Below are 14,374 nucleotides of genomic sequence, written 5' to 3' on the forward strand. Positions count from 1 at the left end.
AGCTGACAGCCGTGGCGAGCAGTGCGGGGCAGCGGAGAGGGAGCATGCGGATGGCGACGGTCGACGCGGTCGCGGTGCGGCGGATGGCCGACACCCTCTTCATCGAGCGCGACCCGCGCAGCCCGAGCTCGACGCGGTTCTGGGGACTGCTGCTGCTCGCCGCGGTCATCGCGAGCGCCGGCGTGGTCGGCGACTCGACCGCCACCGTCATCGGCGCGATGATCGTCGCCCCGCTGATGACCCCGATCCTGGGCAGCGCCCTCGCCCTGGTCCTGGCCGACCGTGCGCAGGTGGTGCGGTGCGCGCTGCTCGTCCTCGGCGGCGCCCTCGCGGTGATCGCGATCGGCATGCTGCTGGGCTGGATCGCCGCGCCGCCCGACGCGTTCGCGTCGAACAGCCAGGTGTCCTCGCGGATCAGCCCCCGGCTGATCGACCTGCTGGCCGCGCTCGCCACGGGTACGGTCGGAGCCTTCGCGCTCGTCCGCGCCGACATCTCCGACACGCTGCCCGGCGTCGCGATCGCCATCTCGCTGGTGCCGCCCCTGGCGGTGACCGGGCTGCTCGTCACGGTCGGGCGCTACCACGACGCCTCGCAGTCGGCGCTGCTCTTCGCGACGAACGTGGCCGCGATCGTGGCGACCGGCACCATCGTCTTCCTGGTGTACCGGGTACGGGCCGTCGCGCAGGAGGGTGGGCTGCGGGTGGGCCGGTTCCACGGCAGCACGCTGGCCGCGGTGATCGTGCTGGTGGTGCTGATCGCGGTGCCGCTGACCACCGGCACCGTGACGGTCGCCCGGGACCGTGCTCTCGCGGCCGACGCGCGCCCGGTCGCCGAGCGGTGGGCCGCCGCGGGCCATTGGGAGATCGCCTCCGTCGACGCCCGCAACGGCATCGTGGTCATCGGCGTCCTGGGCCTGCCGCCCCAGCCGGCGCCCACCGCGCTGCGCGCGGCCCTCGACCGCAACGGCATGCGCGACGCCGATCTGGAACTGCATCTGGTGGGCGGCCGGACCCACTGGTGTCCGGCGGACACGGACCGGTGCAGCGTGAAGGAGTCGTCCCGGAGCTGAGCCGGGGCCCGTCCGGCCGTGCGTGCCGTGCGGGCCCGGGCCGTCAGGCGGGCAGCCGGTCCAGGAGCGCCGCGAAGTCGGTCCCGGCGGACAGCGTGCCGAAGGCCTGGCCGCGGTCGCCGGCGAGCCGGGACGCGCAGAAGGCGTCGGCGACGGCGGCCGGCGCGTGCCGCACGAGCAGCGAACCCTGCAGGACGAGGGCGGCGCGCTCGATGACGCGGCGGGCGCGCAGCGGGGCGTCCTCGGTGAGGACGAGCTCGCCCTGCAGCTCCCGCCAGGCCGCGTCGAGCCGCGCGTCGGCGCCGGCCGCCGCCTCGATCTCGGCACGGAACGCCGCCAGCGACTCCGGCTCGCGGGCCAGGGCGCGCAGCATGTCGAGGGCGTTCACGTTGCCGGAGCCCTCCCAGATGCCGTTGAGCGGGGCGTCGCGGTACAGCCGCGGCATGCCCGACGCCTCGTCGTAGCCGTTGCCGCCGAGGCATTCCAGCGCCTCGGCGACGGCGACGGGCTGCCGCTTGCACACCCAGTACTTGCCGACGGCGGTGGCCAGGCGCAGGAACGCGCGCTCACCCGCGTCGCCGCGCTGGGCCCGGTCCGCGGCACCGGCCAGGCGCAGTGCGAGCGTCGTGGCGGCCTCCGACTCCAGGCTCAGATCGGCCAGTACGTTGCGCATCAGCGGCTGGTCGATGAGCTTGGCGCCGAACACCGAGCGGTGCCGGGCGTGGTGGGCGGCCTGCGCGAGGGCGGCGCGGGTGCCCGACGCGGAGCCGAGGACGCAGTCGAGCCGCGTCATCGTCACCATGTCGATGATCGTGCGCACGCCCTTGCCCTCGGGGCCCACGAGCCAGGCCACCGTGTCGTCGAACTCCGGCTCGCTGCTCGCGTTCGAGCGGTTGCCGAGCTTGTCCTTGAGCCGCTGGATGCGGAAAGTGTTGCGGCTGCCGTCCGGCAGGACCCGCGGCACCAGGAAGCAGGAGAGCCCGCCGGGCGCCTGCGCGAGGACCAGGAACAGGTCGTTCATCGGGGCGCTGGTGAACCACTTGTGGCCCCGCAACCGCCAGCTGCCGTCGGCCTGTTCGGTGGCGACCGTGGTGTTGGCGCGGACGTCGGTGCCGCCCTGCTTCTCCGTCATCCCCATGCCGGCGAGCAGCCCCGGCTTGTCGGCGGGCGTGCGCAGACCGGACTCGTAGACCCGGCTGGTCAGCAGCGGCTCGTAGATCTTGGCGAGGTCGGGGGAGTGGCGCAGCGCGGGGACGACGGCGTACGTCATGGAGACCGGGCAGCCGTGTCCGGCCTCGGTACTGCTCCACACCATGAAGGAGGCGGCGCGGGCGACGTGGGCGCCCACCCGCTCGTCCGCCCAGGCGGCGCCCGCCAGGCCCTCGCTCACCGCCACGTCCATCAGCGCGTGGTAGGCGGGGTGGAAGTCGACCTCGTCGATCCGGTTGCCGTACCGGTCGTGGCTGCGCAGCACCGGCTCGTACGTGTTGGCCTGCTCGGCCCAGCGCTGTACCTCCTCACTGCCCGCCCGGAGGCCTATCCGGTGCAGGTCGTCGAGGCACCACTCGGCTCCCTCGCGGCGCACGCCCTCCAGGAGTACCGGGTCGTCGGCGACGTCGTGCCCGGTCAACGGCGGTGCCTGGTTGGTCACTTGGTGGGTGACGGCGGTGGGGTTGCTGGACATGGGGCTCCTCCGGGGCAGCGGGCGGGATTCAGCCGGGATTCAGTCGGTCGGGGCGCCGGCGCACCGCAGCGCCGCCGTGGTGAGGTCGGTGAGCAGGGCGTCGCCGGCGCTCGCGTCGGGGGCGCCCAGCGGGTCGACGAGCACCTCGCCGATCGCGCCGGTGAGCGCGGCCGCGGTGATCTCCGCGTTCTGCGGCGGCAGGTGTCCGGCCGCCACGCCCTCGCGCACCACTTCGGCCCACAGCGCGCGGTAGCGGCGCCGGAAGTCGAGGCGCTCGGCGCCGACCGCGGGTTCGGTCGGCGCGGCGAGCAGCGCGTAGGCCAGGCCGCGGTTCTCCAGGGCGCGGCGCGCGAAGACCTGGACGCCGCGGGCCAGCCGCTCGACGGGGTCGCCCGGCCCGTGCAGCACCTCGCCGAGCACGTCCACCTCGCGTCCCGCGGCGCGCCGGAACACCTCCACGGCGAGCGCCGCCTTGGACGGGAAGTGCTGGTACACCGAGCCGGCGGCGATGCCGGCCGCGCCCGCGACGGCGGACACGGACGCCTGGGACCAGCCCACGTCCGCCACGACCGTGGTGGCGCAGGTGACGAGACGCTCCCTGGCGGCATCGAGCCGACTGATTTCGGCTGGGGTCTTGCGGTAGGCCATGCATGAAGTGAACCATCATTCAGAACTTCACGCCATGGCCGGTCACCGAACCGGCCGGCTCGTCAGGAGAACGTGATGCACCTCAGTGCCCTGCTGGACAGCGCTGTTCGCTCGGCCGGCGACAAGGAAGCCGTGGTCTACCGCGAACAGCGGTGGACCTACCGGGAGTTCGCCGCGACGGCCCGACGCGCCGCGACCGTGCTGCGCGCGGCGGGACTCGGGCCCGGGGACCGGCTCGCCGTGATGACCCACAACACCCCGGCCTTCCTGTTCGCCGCGTTCGGTGCCTGGTACGCGGGTGCCACCCTCGTCCCCGTCAACCACAAGCTGCAGACGGCCGAGGTCGAGCGCCAGCTGCGGCACTGCGGGGCGCGCCTCGCCGTCGTCGACGCCGGGATCGGCGAGCGCGCGACGGCGGCGAACGCGCAGGTGCGCTGGCTGGTCAGTCACCCGGACGCGGCCGGCGACGGCCCCGAGGGCTCCTTCGAGTCGCTCGTCGCCCGCGCCGAGCCCTGGACCGGCGAGCCCGGCCCGGACGACGACATCGCGCAGATCCTCTACACGTCGGGCACTTCGGGAACCCCCAAGGGCTGCGTCCACACCCACCGGGGCGTCGCGCTGGCCGCCACCTACACGGCGGCCTCGATCCCGCTCCACCGTGACGAGCGCTTCCTGATCTGCATGCCGATCTGGCACGCCTCGCCGCTCAACAACTGGACGATGAGCACGCTGCTGCTCGGCGCCACGGTCGTGCTGCAGCGCGAGTACGAGCCCCGCGGCATGCTGGAGACCATCGAACGGGAGCGCGTCACCGCCCTGTTCGGGGCGCCCATCGCCCTGATCGCGCCGGTCCAGGCGGTGCCGGACCTCGCGGACTTCGACCTGACGTCCGTCCGGGCGTGGATCTACGGAGCGGGACCGCTGGACGCCGACACGGCCCGCCGGCTGATGAAGGCGTACGGGTCGGACGCGTTCCACCAGGTGTACGGGATGAGCGAGACCGGTCCCGTGGGGTCCTCGCTCTCCCCGGCCGAGCAGGTGGAGAAGGCGGGCTCGATCGGGCGCGGCGGCATGCCGGGCGTCGACCTGCGGGTGGTGCGGCCGGACGGGACCGACGCGGAAGCCGGACAGACCGGCGAGATCTGGCTGCGGTCGGACACCCGGATGGTCGGCTACCTGGACGACCCGGCGGCCACCGCCGAGGTCTTCGCGGGGGACTGGTACCGCAGCGGCGACCTGGGGCAGGTCGACGAGGACGGCTTCGTCTCCGTCGTGGACCGGATGAAGGACGTGATCATCACCGGTGGCGAGAACGTCGCGTCGCAGGAGGTCGAGGGCGCCCTGCGCGGCCACCCGGACGTCCTCGACGTCGCCGTCGTCGGACGGCCGCACCCCCAGTGGGGCGAGACCGTGGTCGCCGTGGTCGTGCCGCGCGCGGACGCCGGACTCGACCTGGCGGGGGTGCGGGAGTGGCTGGAGCCGCGGATCGCCCGCTACAAGATCCCGCGGGAACTGGCCCTGCGCACGGAACTGCCCCGCACGCCGTCCGGGAAGGTCACCAAGCACGTGCTGCGCGCCGAACTGGCCGGCTGACGGGGTCCCTCGTGCCCGGCGGGCGGCGCCCGCGTAGGGTCACGCCATGGCCGAGCAGCAGGTGGAGTCCGCACGCAGGGGACCGGGGCGCCCCCGGGAGGAACGGGTCACCCGGGCCGTTCTCGACGCCGTCGTCGACCTGGTCGCCGAGAGCGGCATGGGCTCGCTGACCATGGACGCCGTCGCGGCCCGCGCGGGCGTCAGCAAACCGGCGATGTACCGGCGCTGGTCGACCAAGCAGGACCTGATCATCGCCGCCGCCGAATCACGGATCGGGCCGCTGTCGGTCCCCGACATGGGCGACTTCCGGGCCGAACTGCGCGCCGTGCTGACCGCGCGCATGGAGGCGTACCGCAGGCCGGGCGTCGACCGGCTGCTCGCCGGGGTCATCGGCTCGGCGGCCGAGGCGGGTTCGGAGCGCGGGGCGTACCGCGCGTACACCGCCCGCGTCATGGCCGAGACCCGGCACCTGCTGGAACGCGGCGTCGCCCGCGGCGACGTGCGGCCCGACGTCGACGTGGACGCCGCCGCCACGCTCGTCGCCGCGTCCCTCGTCTTCCGGATGGTCGGCGAGCAGCGGATGCCGGACGAGGAACTCGTCGAATCGGTCGTGGACCTCGTCGGCCGGGCGGTCGCCGCCCCTTCGTGACGCGTCGTCAGCCACCCGGCGCAGTCGTCCGATCACGCCCCCGCGACGCGGTTCACGCCGTGCCGCGGGGGCTTTTCCATGCCGTCGAGCACCCGCGGAAATTTCTTCTCCCCAACCCCTTGCCCCGGCACATCCCAATATCGATACTGCCGGTTACGTAATTAGCTCCGCTGCTGGGAGGAACCACCATGGCCGCCACCGCGACCACCGCCGACGCCCCCGAGCCCGTACTCGACAAGCCGCTCATGCACTACGGCCGACGCGTCCTGGACCGCCTCGCCCCGGGCACCGAGGCCCCGCGGTACCAGCTCCTCGACGTCACCCCGCTGACCCCGCACATCGGCGCCGAGATCGGCGGCGTCGACCTCGCCGCGCCGATCGGCGACGCACTCGCCGCGGAGCTGCGCCAGGCGCTCCTGGAGTGGAAGGTGATCTTCTTCCGCGACCAGACCGCCGTCGAGCCGCGGCACCACGTGGACCTCGCCGCGGTCTGGGGCCCGCCGGAGGCCAACCCGTTCTTCCCCAAGGCCGGGACGGCCGGCGTCTCCCGGCTCGCCAAGGACGCGACGGCCGTCGGCAACGAGAACATCTGGCACAGCGACCACTCCTTCATGGCCGCCCCCGCCCTCGGCTCCGTGCTGCGCGCGGTCGAGGTCCCGGCCGCCGGCGGCGACACGATGTGGGCGGACATGGCAGCCGCGTACGACAACCTCACCGACGCCATGAAGGAGCGCATCGAGCACCTCACGGCGGTCCACGACTGGGTGCCCAGCTGGGGATCGACCATGACGCAGGAACAGATCGCCCACTTCCGGGGCGACCTGCCGCCGGTCGAGCACCCCGTCGTGGTGCGCCACCCGCGCACCGGCCGTAAGACCCTCTACGTGAACGAGCCGTTCACCACGCACGTCGTCGGCCTCTCCGCGGCCCAGAGCCGTACGCTCCTCGACGAACTGGTGCTGCAGGCACGCGTCCCCGAGTTCCAGACCCGCTTCCACTGGGCGCCCGGCTCCGTCGCGATCTGGGACAACATCGCGACCCAGCACTACGCGATCAACGACTACTTCCCGCAGCGCCGCGTGATGGAGCGCATCGCCGTCGCGGGCGTCCCCCTCGCCTGACCGTCCGCCGGCCGTCCGGTGTGCGGGGCACGGGCCACAGCGCCCCGCACGCCGGCGGCCCTCCGCTCCCTCCGCGCCTCGCCGCATCTTCGACGCACCACCGCATCCGTCCCGGGAGGACCCATGACCGCGGTACCGACTGTGCCCCCGCAATCCGCCGGGACCGTGCAGGCCGCCGGCAGCAGCAGCCGCGCCTGGATCGTCACCGGGCTGCTCGTCGTCTTCATGATGGTGAACTTCGCCGACAAGTCCGTGCTGGGGCTCGCCGCCGACGAGATCCGCGCCGACCTGCACCTGAGCGCCACTCAGTTCGGCCTCGCCAACAGCGCGTTCTTCCTGCTCTTCTCCGTCGCCGCCGTCCTCGTCGGCCTCGCCGCCGACCGGGTCTCGCCCAAGGTCCTGCTGCTGGCGATGGCCGTCCTGTGGTCCGTGGCGCAGGTGCCGGCCGCGATCGGCGGCGGACTCGCCGTCCTGGTCGTCTCCCGGGTCTTCCTCGGCGCCGCCGAAGGACCGGCGTTCCCCGTCGCCCAACAGGCCACGCTCGCCTGGTTCCCCGACCACCGGCGCAATCTGCCGGGCGCCCTGATCACCCTCGGTGTCACGCTCGGCGTCATCGTCTCCGCCCCCGGCCTGTCCTGGCTGATCCAGCACCACGGCTGGCGCGCCGCCCTGTGGGTGCTCGCCGGAGCGGGCCTTGTCTGGGCGGTCGCCTGGGCGCTGCTCGGCGCGGACGGCCGGCACCGGGCGGCGGGAACGGACGGGCCGCGGGGGGAAGTCGGGGAAGTCGGGGCGAGCGTGCCGGACGCGGGCGGACCCGACCTCCCGTACCGGAAGATCTTCGCGAGCCGCACCTGGATCGGCGCCACCCTCGCCTACTTCACCAGCTACTGGACCGTCGCCCTGATGCTGGTCTGGCTGCCCTCCTACCTGCGCAACGCACTCGACTACTCCGCGGACGCGGCAGGCACGATCGTCATCGCGCCCTGGACCGTCGGCGCCGTCGTCCTGCTCGCCCAGGCGGGCATCACCGGACGTCTGATGCGACGCGGCGTCGGCAGCCGGCGTGCCCGCGGCGGAGTCGGCGGCCGGCTCCTCGCGATCGGCGCCGTCTGCTGCCTGGCCGTCCCCCTCGTCGACGGCGCCCCCGCCAGGACCGTCCTGATCGCCCTCGGCTTCGGGTTCGGCGGCTCGTACGCGACCGTCGCCGCGACCACCGTGGCCGAACTCGCCCCGGCGTCCCGCAGCGGCGGCGCCCTCGGCACCATGAACGCCGTCGTCACGGCCGCCGGTCTCGCCGCGCCCGCCGTCGTCGGCGCGCTCGTCGACGCCCGGGGCACCGTCGGCTACCAGGACGCGGTCCTGCTGTCGGGAGCACTGCTCGCCGCCGGCGCCGTGGCATCCGTCCTGCTCGTCGACCCGGCGCGGGACCGCGCCCGGCTCGGCCGCTGAACCCGACAAGTCCCCCCATCACACCAGGAGTTGACCCCTTGAACGCCGCACCGGCAGTACCGGACACCACCGCCCTGGACCGCGCCGTCGCCGACCTGCGCGAGCACGCCACGTCCTGGACCGGCACCGCCCTGGCCGAGCGGATCGACCTGCTGGCACGGATGCTGCCCCGGATCGCCGACGGAGCCCCGGCGATGGTCGCCGACGCCGCCCGCGCCAAGGGCTACGACGCCACGTCGCCCTGGGCCGCCGAGGACTGGATCACCGCACCGTGGGCGCTCGCCCAGACCGTCACCGCGTACCTCCACGTGCTGCGCCGCATCGCCGCGGGACACGACCCGGTCGACGCCCGCGCCGTGCGCAGCCGCGACGGCCGCACCGTCGTCGACGTCTTCCCCGCCACCGGCACCGACCGCCTCCTCCTGAACGGCTTCACCGCCGAGGTGTGGACCCTGCCGGGCACCACCCGCGACCAGGTCCTGGCGCGCGCGGCGCGGGAGTACCGGGGCGCCGCCGGCGGCCCGGTCGTGGCACTCGTCCTGGGCGCCGGGAACGTCGCGGCGATCACCCCGCTCGACATCCTGCACAAGCTCTACGCGGACGGGCAGGTCGTCCTCGCCAAGATGAACCCGGTCAACGCCTACCTGCGCCCCCACTTCGAGAAGGTCTTCGCCGAGTTCGTCGACCGGGGCTGGGTCAGGTTCGCCGACGGCGGCGCCGCCGAAGGCGCGTACCTCACAACCCACGACGGCATCGACACCCTCCACGTCACCGGCAGCGACCGCACCCACGACGCCATCGTCTGGGGCACCGACGAGCAGGCCGAGCAGCGGCGCCGCGACGACACCCCGCTCACCACCAAGCCGTTCACCAGCGAACTGGGCGGCGTGAGCCCCTGCATCGTGACGCCCGGACCCTGGAGCGCCGCCGACTTCCGCTTCCAGGCCGAGCACATCGTCACCAGCAAGATGAACAACTCCGGCCACAACTGCGTCGCCAGCCAGATCCTCGTCGTCCCGCGCGACTGGGACGGCACCGAGCGGCTGCTCGCCGAGATCCGCCGGGTGCTGCGCGCACTCCCGCCGCGCCGCGACTACTACCCGGGCGCCGGGGACCGGCTCGGCGCGGTCGCCGCGGCGCACGCCGCCGCCGAGGTCCTGGGCGCGGACGGCTGCCGGGTCCTCGTCCCGGAGATCGAGGGCACGGACGACCCGATGCTCCACGACGAGGTGTTCGCCAGCGCGCTCGGCGTGGTGCGGCTGCCCGGCGCCGACCCGGCCGCGTTCCTGCGCGCCGCCACGGAGTTCGCCAACGACCGGCTCCCCGGCACCCTCGGCGCCACCCTGCTGGTCCACCCCAGGACCGAGCGCACCCACCGGGCCGCCGTCGACGAGGCCGTCGCCGCGCTGCGCTACGGCACGCTCGGCGTCAACTGCTGGTCCGCGTTCGGCTTCCTCCTCGGCTACACGCCGTGGGGCGCCTTCCCCGGCCACACCCGGCAGGACATCGGCAGCGGCACCGGATTCGTGCACAACGCCTTCCAACTGGAGGACGTGGAGAAGACGGTGCTGCGGGCCCCCTTCGCCCCCGCGCCCCGCGGCCTGTTCACCGGCTCGCCGTCGCTGTCGCCGCGCCCTGCGCACTTCGTCACGAACCGCACGGCCCGGACGACGCTGGAACGCCTGACGGACTTCACCACGGCGCCGCGGCTCACCAAGCTGCCGGGGATCTTCGCGTCGGCACTGCGGGGGTGACGGCGGGCGGCGCGGTCCGGCGCGGACCAGGGGCGAAGGACCCTGGCCCGCGCCGGACTCGCCGGAGCGGGGCCGGGACCGGCATAGTGCGGGGGCGCAAGGGGCCCCGTTCCACTGCCGGGCCCGCGACCCGCACCTGAGGAGGCGCCCACCATGTCCGACCTCGACAGCCAAGTCCCCTACTGGGACGGCGTGGCGGCCACGAAGACGTTCACGCACCCGCTCCACCTGCCCTGGCTCGACGGAAGTGCCGGTACGGGCGCGGCCGGTGAGCATGCCGCGGTCCTGGACTACGGGTGCGGGTACGGCCGCGCCATGGAGGAGCTCGCCCGGCACGGCTTCGACCGGCTCACGGGCGTCGACACCTCACCCGGCATGATCGACCGGGCCCGCACCCTGCACCCCGCCCTGCGGTTCGCGACGCTCGACGCACCGCCCCGGTCGCCCTTCCCCGACGCCGAGTTCGACGTGGTCCTGCTCCTCGCCGTCCTGACCTGCGTACCCGGCGACGCGGCACAACAGCGGCTGATCGCCGAGGTGCACCGCGTGCTCAGGCCCGGCGGACTCCTCCACCTCAGCGACCTGCCGCTCCAGGACGACGAACGCCACCGCACCCGGTACCGCGCCGAAGCGGAACGCTTCGGCACCTACGGCGTGTTCGAGACCAGCGACGGCGCCGTCTGCCGGCACCACTCCCGAGCGTGGCTCGACACCCTGCTGACCGGATTCGACACCGTCGCCACCCGAACCGTCCCCCTGCTCACGATGAACGGGGGACAGGCCACGGGACTCCAGATCCTCGCGCGCAAGCCCGCCCCGTGACCATCCCTCGGACGGTTGCCGGGAACGCCTCAACTCGTGCGCGCGAGACTGCGTCCCCCATGCCAGGGAACACGTGACTCGACAGTCGTGTCGAAGCACCGGATCAAGGAGAGGCAGACAGGCATGGAGATCTCCGGCATCTTCACCGCGATCGTGGTCGGCATCGTGATCGGCATCCTGGGGCGCCTGGCCATTCCCGGCCGCCAACGCATCGGCATCCTCTGGACGATCCTGGTGGGCATCCTCGCCGCACTCGTCGGCACGGCCGTCGCGGGCGCCTTCGACGTCGCCGACACCAAGGGCGTCGACTGGATCGAACTGGCCATCCAGATCGGCCTCGCCGCCGTGGGCGTCGTGGGCGTGGAGAGGCTCAAGGGCCGCCGCTGAGCGGCGGGCACCGCCGGTCACCTGACGCGGCGGGCCGGGAGCGTGCAGGCGTGGAGCAGGTACTCGCACGGCCCGCGCCGCAGCACCCGGGTCCACGCCGTGGCGACGGCCATCGCCGTCCCGGCGAAGAGCAGCAGGGCGAGCAGGGCCGGGCCGGTCGCGTCCGCCATGCCGACGACACGGATCGCGAGGATGTGCAGGACGTACGCGCTGAGCGCGGTCATCCCCACCGCCGTGACGGGGGTGGCCAGTCGGGTCAGGCGCGGCATCCGGGACGTGACCGTGAGGCAGGCCGCGACGACGAGCAGTGCGACACCGGTGTTGCCGACGACGGAGAACGTCGTCTGGCTGTGCGGCACCGCGACGAGCAGCCAGTCGGCGGGCGTCCGGTCGATGACGTAGCCGACCGTGTCGGACCACCAGGCCGTCGACGCGGAGCCGCCGTCGGTGGCCGCGTCGACGCCGGACAGGGCGCCCGGCACGGAGTGCAGGGCCAGCCACGAACCCCCGTAACCGACGACGGCCAGCGCGCCGCCGTAGCCGAACAGGCGCGCCCGGGTCCGCGCGGAGCCGAGGTCGAGCCGGCCGAGCGCCATGCCCGCGAGCATGAACGGCAGCCAGGTGAGCACCGGGTACTCGCCGGTGAAGAACAGTTCCAGGACGCCGTCCGTGTCCGTCAGGCGGGCGAGCGGGTCGTGGGCGACGACGGCGTCCGCCCAGCCGCCGCCCTCGATCGACTGCCGTATCAGGTACAGGACTTGGGGCAGCACCAGGGCCGTGGCCGCGGCGAGGAGCGCGAGAGCGCGGACGCCCAGCCGGCGCAGCGGCAGGACGAGGAGGAAGAGCAGGCCGTAGAAGGAGAGGATCACGTCGACGTCGGTGTCGAGGGCGGTCAGCGCGTAGCCCACCGCCATCAGGACCACGGCCCGGATGACGATCCGGGCCCGCGCCTGCCGGCCGGCCCGCCCGGTGCGGGGTCGCGGCCGGCCGGTGATCAGGACGAGGGAGAAGCCGGCGAGCACCGCGAACAGCGCGGCGGAGCGGCCGCGCGCGAGTTCCAGGCCGAAGCCGAGCGGCCCGCCGATCGTCGGGTCGGGGCCGACGTGCGCGGTGTACATGCCGAGGACGGCGAGCCCCCGGGCCAGGTCGATGCCGACGAGCCGCCCGGCCGAGGCCGTACGCGCGGTGGAAGAAGGGACGGTGGACTCGTTCCATGACGCTTGTCGGGTCATGACGCCCAGGATCGGGACGCCGCGGTTCCGGGCCCATCGGGCAGGTGGCTGGAGTTGCCCCCGCCGCCCGGCGGGTCGGCCCCCGGGCGGAACCGGCCGGGGGTGCCGTCCGTCGTAACGGTCCAGAGGTGGTCCGGCGAGGGGCGGAGCACAGATGATCCGGGTTCTGGTGGTCGACGACGAGGCCATGATCCGTACGGGGTTCCGGCACATCCTGGAGTGCGTCGACGACATCGACGTGGTGGCGGCCGTCTCCGGCGGCTCGGCGGTCCGCACCGCCCGGGAGACGCATCCCGACGTGGTCCTGCTCGACATCCGGATGCCGGACGTCGACGGGCTCACCGTCCTGGCCGAACTGCGCAGGCTTCCGGACCCGCCGGTCGTCGCGATGCTCACCACTTTCGACATGGACGAGTACGTGGCCACCGCCCTGCGCGAGGGCGCGTCCGGATTCCTCCTGAAGGACACCGACCCCGAGCAACTCCCGTACTCCCTGCGTTCGTTGGCCGAGGGCGGCGTCGTCCTGTCGGCGAAGGTCACCCGGACCGTCGTCGACGGGTTCCTGGACACCGAACCGTACGGCCCGGCCACCGCCGGGGTCGCCCGCCTGACCGACCGCGAGCGCGCCGTCCTGATGCTGGTCGCCGACGGGCTGTCCAACGTCGGCATCGCGGAACGGATGCACCTCAGCGCCGCGACCGTCAAGGACCATGTGAGCGCCGTGCTGAACAAACTGGACGTCGGCAGCCGCGTGCAGGCGGCGCTGCTCGCCGAACGCGCCGGACTGCTGCGCGAGGCGGCGCCGCCGGCCGAGGGTGCTGACCGATGAGTCCTCATCGGCTGGTTCACGTGCTGCTCGGCGTGGTGCCGGTGCTCGTCGCGCTGCTGGACGTCCAGGTCCACATCCGCGAGGACCACCGGTTCCAGTTGGCCTACGGGCTGCTCGGCGCGTGCGCGCTCGCGCTGCGGCGCACGTTCCCCGCGCTGACCTATCTGCTCACACTGCCGTCCGCCCTCTTCACGGACGCGGTACTGGCCCCGCTCATCGCCCTGTACACGCTCGCCTCGCTCTCCCGGCACCGCGTGCTGCTGGCCGGCTGCGCCCTGGCGTTCGCCGTCAGCGACACCATCTGGTGGTCGTGGCCGACCCCGGAGTTCCTCGACCTCACGGACCGCTCGGAGCTGATCACGGCGACCTACAGCCTGGCGACGGCCGCCGCGCCCGTCTTCCTCGGCCAGCTCGTGCAGGCCCGGCGCGAACTGGCCCTGCGGCTCGCGGAGATCACCGCCTCCCGTGCGAAGGAACGGCGGCTGCTCGCCGACAGCGTGGTCGCCGTGGAGCGGGCGCAGCTGGCCAGGGAGATGCACGACGTCGTCTCCCACCAGGTCAGCCTGATCGCCGTACGGGCCGGGGCGCTGCAGATGAGCGCCCGCGATCCGGCGACGAAGGAGAGCGCGGCCGACATCCGGCGGCTCGGCGTGCAGACCCTGGACGAGCTGCGCCACATGGTCGGCGTCCTGCGCGCGGCAGGCAGCAGACCCACGGAACTCACCCCGCAGCCCTCGCTCGCCGACCTGCGGAGACTGGTCGACGCCGGCGACATCGAGGCCGACCTGCGCACCGAGCTGCCCGAAGGGCTGCCGCCCACGGTCCAGCGGGCCGTCTACCGCACGGTGCAGGAGGCGCTGACCAACGTGCGCAAGCACGCCCCCGGCGCACCGGCCACGATCCGCGTCGGGCGGACCGGGGACACCGTGTACGTGCAGGTCACCAACCCGCCGTCGGACCGCCCCGCCCTGCGGCTCCCCGGGGCGCGGCACGGCCTGACCGGTCTGCGCCAGCGGGCCGCGCTGCTGGGCGGCAGCGTCACGGCGGGCCCCACGGACGACGGCGGTTTCGCGCTCCGCATGGAGATCCCGGCACCGGACCCGCAGTGAAAGATCTGTGACGTTATACCCTTATAT

The 14,374-nt window shown here is 73.7% G+C and carries 13 protein-coding genes; 10 read left to right on the forward strand and 3 right to left on the reverse strand.

Annotated features, from left to right (window positions below):
- The first annotated feature begins 50 nt into the window (after positions 1–50).
- Positions 51–1,070 (forward strand): DUF389 domain-containing protein, encoded by a 1,020-nt coding sequence (locus M4J07_RS13155; protein ID WP_255971284.1) that lies wholly within the window; start codon positions 51–53, stop codon positions 1,068–1,070.
- Between the two features lie 43 nt (positions 1,071–1,113).
- Here the strand turns inward: M4J07_RS13155 and M4J07_RS13160 are convergent, their stop codons facing one another.
- Complete coding sequence (locus M4J07_RS13160) at positions 1,114–2,754, reverse strand: acyl-CoA dehydrogenase family protein (RefSeq protein WP_255971286.1); 1,641 nt, start codon at positions 2,752–2,754, stop codon at positions 1,114–1,116.
- 39 nt (positions 2,755–2,793) lie between these two features.
- Positions 2,794–3,402, reverse strand: a complete 609-nt coding sequence (locus M4J07_RS13165; protein ID WP_255971288.1) for a TetR/AcrR family transcriptional regulator — start codon at positions 3,400–3,402, stop codon at positions 2,794–2,796.
- Positions 3,403–3,477: 75 nt separating this feature from the next.
- Here M4J07_RS13165 and M4J07_RS13170 point away from each other — a divergent pair, with 75 nt between their 5' ends.
- The 7 genes from M4J07_RS13170 (at position 3,478) to M4J07_RS13200 (ending at position 11,177) form a co-directional block, all read left to right on the forward strand.
- Positions 3,478–4,995 carry a class I adenylate-forming enzyme family protein gene (locus tag M4J07_RS13170; RefSeq protein ID WP_255971290.1) on the forward strand — a complete coding sequence of 506 codons (1,518 nt, stop codon included), beginning with the start codon at positions 3,478–3,480 and terminating at the stop codon, positions 4,993–4,995.
- Between the two features lie 46 nt (positions 4,996–5,041).
- Positions 5,042–5,644: a TetR/AcrR family transcriptional regulator gene (locus tag M4J07_RS13175; RefSeq protein ID WP_255971292.1), complete on the forward strand. Its 603-nt coding sequence runs from the start codon at positions 5,042–5,044 to the stop codon at positions 5,642–5,644.
- Positions 5,645–5,832: 188 nt separating this feature from the next.
- Positions 5,833–6,765: a TauD/TfdA dioxygenase family protein gene (locus M4J07_RS13180; RefSeq protein ID WP_255971294.1), complete on the forward strand. Its 933-nt coding sequence runs from the start codon at positions 5,833–5,835 to the stop codon at positions 6,763–6,765.
- 123 nt (positions 6,766–6,888) lie between these two features.
- The gene (locus M4J07_RS13185) at positions 6,889–8,214 is read left to right on the forward strand and encodes an MFS transporter (RefSeq protein ID WP_255971296.1); all 1,326 of its coding nucleotides are present in this window, start codon (positions 6,889–6,891) and stop codon (positions 8,212–8,214) included.
- 38 nt (positions 8,215–8,252) lie between these two features.
- Complete coding sequence (locus M4J07_RS13190; RefSeq protein WP_255971298.1) at positions 8,253–9,968, forward strand: aldehyde dehydrogenase family protein; 1,716 nt, start codon at positions 8,253–8,255, stop codon at positions 9,966–9,968.
- 153 nt (positions 9,969–10,121) lie between these two features.
- Complete coding sequence (locus M4J07_RS13195; protein WP_255971300.1) at positions 10,122–10,790, forward strand: class I SAM-dependent methyltransferase; 669 nt, start codon at positions 10,122–10,124, stop codon at positions 10,788–10,790.
- A 123-nt stretch (positions 10,791–10,913) separates the two neighbouring features.
- The gene (locus M4J07_RS13200) at positions 10,914–11,177 is read left to right on the forward strand and encodes a GlsB/YeaQ/YmgE family stress response membrane protein (RefSeq protein WP_255971302.1); all 264 of its coding nucleotides are present in this window, start codon (positions 10,914–10,916) and stop codon (positions 11,175–11,177) included.
- 17 nt (positions 11,178–11,194) lie between these two features.
- On the opposite strand, the gene M4J07_RS13205 is transcribed toward M4J07_RS13200, so the two are convergent.
- A complete protein-coding gene (locus M4J07_RS13205; RefSeq protein WP_255971304.1) occupies positions 11,195–12,409 on the reverse strand; it encodes a heparan-alpha-glucosaminide N-acetyltransferase domain-containing protein in 1,215 nt (404 codons plus the stop codon).
- A gap of 154 nt (positions 12,410–12,563) precedes the next feature.
- Here M4J07_RS13205 and M4J07_RS13210 point away from each other — a divergent pair, with 154 nt between their 5' ends.
- Both M4J07_RS13210 and M4J07_RS13215 read left to right on the forward strand, forming a co-directional pair.
- Complete coding sequence (locus tag M4J07_RS13210; protein WP_255971307.1) at positions 12,564–13,238, forward strand: response regulator; 675 nt, start codon at positions 12,564–12,566, stop codon at positions 13,236–13,238.
- The gene (locus tag M4J07_RS13215; RefSeq protein WP_255971309.1) at positions 13,235–14,347 is read left to right on the forward strand and encodes a sensor histidine kinase; all 1,113 of its coding nucleotides are present in this window, start codon (positions 13,235–13,237) and stop codon (positions 14,345–14,347) included. The genes M4J07_RS13210 and M4J07_RS13215 overlap by 4 nt, the downstream gene beginning before the upstream one ends.
- Positions 14,348–14,374: the final 27 nt, after the last annotated feature.

Source organism: Streptomyces longispororuber (assembly GCF_024448165.1).
GTDB lineage: Bacteria > Actinomycetota > Actinomycetes > Streptomycetales > Streptomycetaceae > Streptomyces > Streptomyces longispororuber_A.

What these genes read in the sequence shown, in the direction of transcription:
- M4J07_RS13155 (WP_255971284.1), top strand. Translation starts at nt 51, where the DNA reads ATGGCGACGGTCGACGCGGTCGCGGTGCGGCGGATGGCCGACACCCTC.
- M4J07_RS13160 (WP_255971286.1), bottom strand. Translation starts at nt 2,754, where the DNA reads ATGTCCAGCAACCCCACCGCCGTCACCCACCAAGTGACCAACCAGGCA.
- M4J07_RS13165 (WP_255971288.1), bottom strand. Translation starts at nt 3,402, where the DNA reads ATGGCCTACCGCAAGACCCCAGCCGAAATCAGTCGGCTCGATGCCGCC.
- M4J07_RS13170 (WP_255971290.1), top strand. Translation starts at nt 3,478, where the DNA reads ATGCACCTCAGTGCCCTGCTGGACAGCGCTGTTCGCTCGGCCGGCGAC.
- M4J07_RS13175 (WP_255971292.1), top strand. Translation starts at nt 5,042, where the DNA reads ATGGCCGAGCAGCAGGTGGAGTCCGCACGCAGGGGACCGGGGCGCCCC.
- M4J07_RS13180 (WP_255971294.1), top strand. Translation starts at nt 5,833, where the DNA reads ATGGCCGCCACCGCGACCACCGCCGACGCCCCCGAGCCCGTACTCGAC.
- M4J07_RS13185 (WP_255971296.1), top strand. Translation starts at nt 6,889, where the DNA reads ATGACCGCGGTACCGACTGTGCCCCCGCAATCCGCCGGGACCGTGCAG.
- M4J07_RS13195 (WP_255971300.1), top strand. Translation starts at nt 10,122, where the DNA reads ATGTCCGACCTCGACAGCCAAGTCCCCTACTGGGACGGCGTGGCGGCC.
- M4J07_RS13200 (WP_255971302.1), top strand. Translation starts at nt 10,914, where the DNA reads ATGGAGATCTCCGGCATCTTCACCGCGATCGTGGTCGGCATCGTGATC.
- M4J07_RS13205 (WP_255971304.1), bottom strand. Translation starts at nt 12,409, where the DNA reads ATGACCCGACAAGCGTCATGGAACGAGTCCACCGTCCCTTCTTCCACC.
- M4J07_RS13210 (WP_255971307.1), top strand. Translation starts at nt 12,564, where the DNA reads ATGATCCGGGTTCTGGTGGTCGACGACGAGGCCATGATCCGTACGGGG.
- M4J07_RS13215 (WP_255971309.1), top strand. Translation starts at nt 13,235, where the DNA reads ATGAGTCCTCATCGGCTGGTTCACGTGCTGCTCGGCGTGGTGCCGGTG.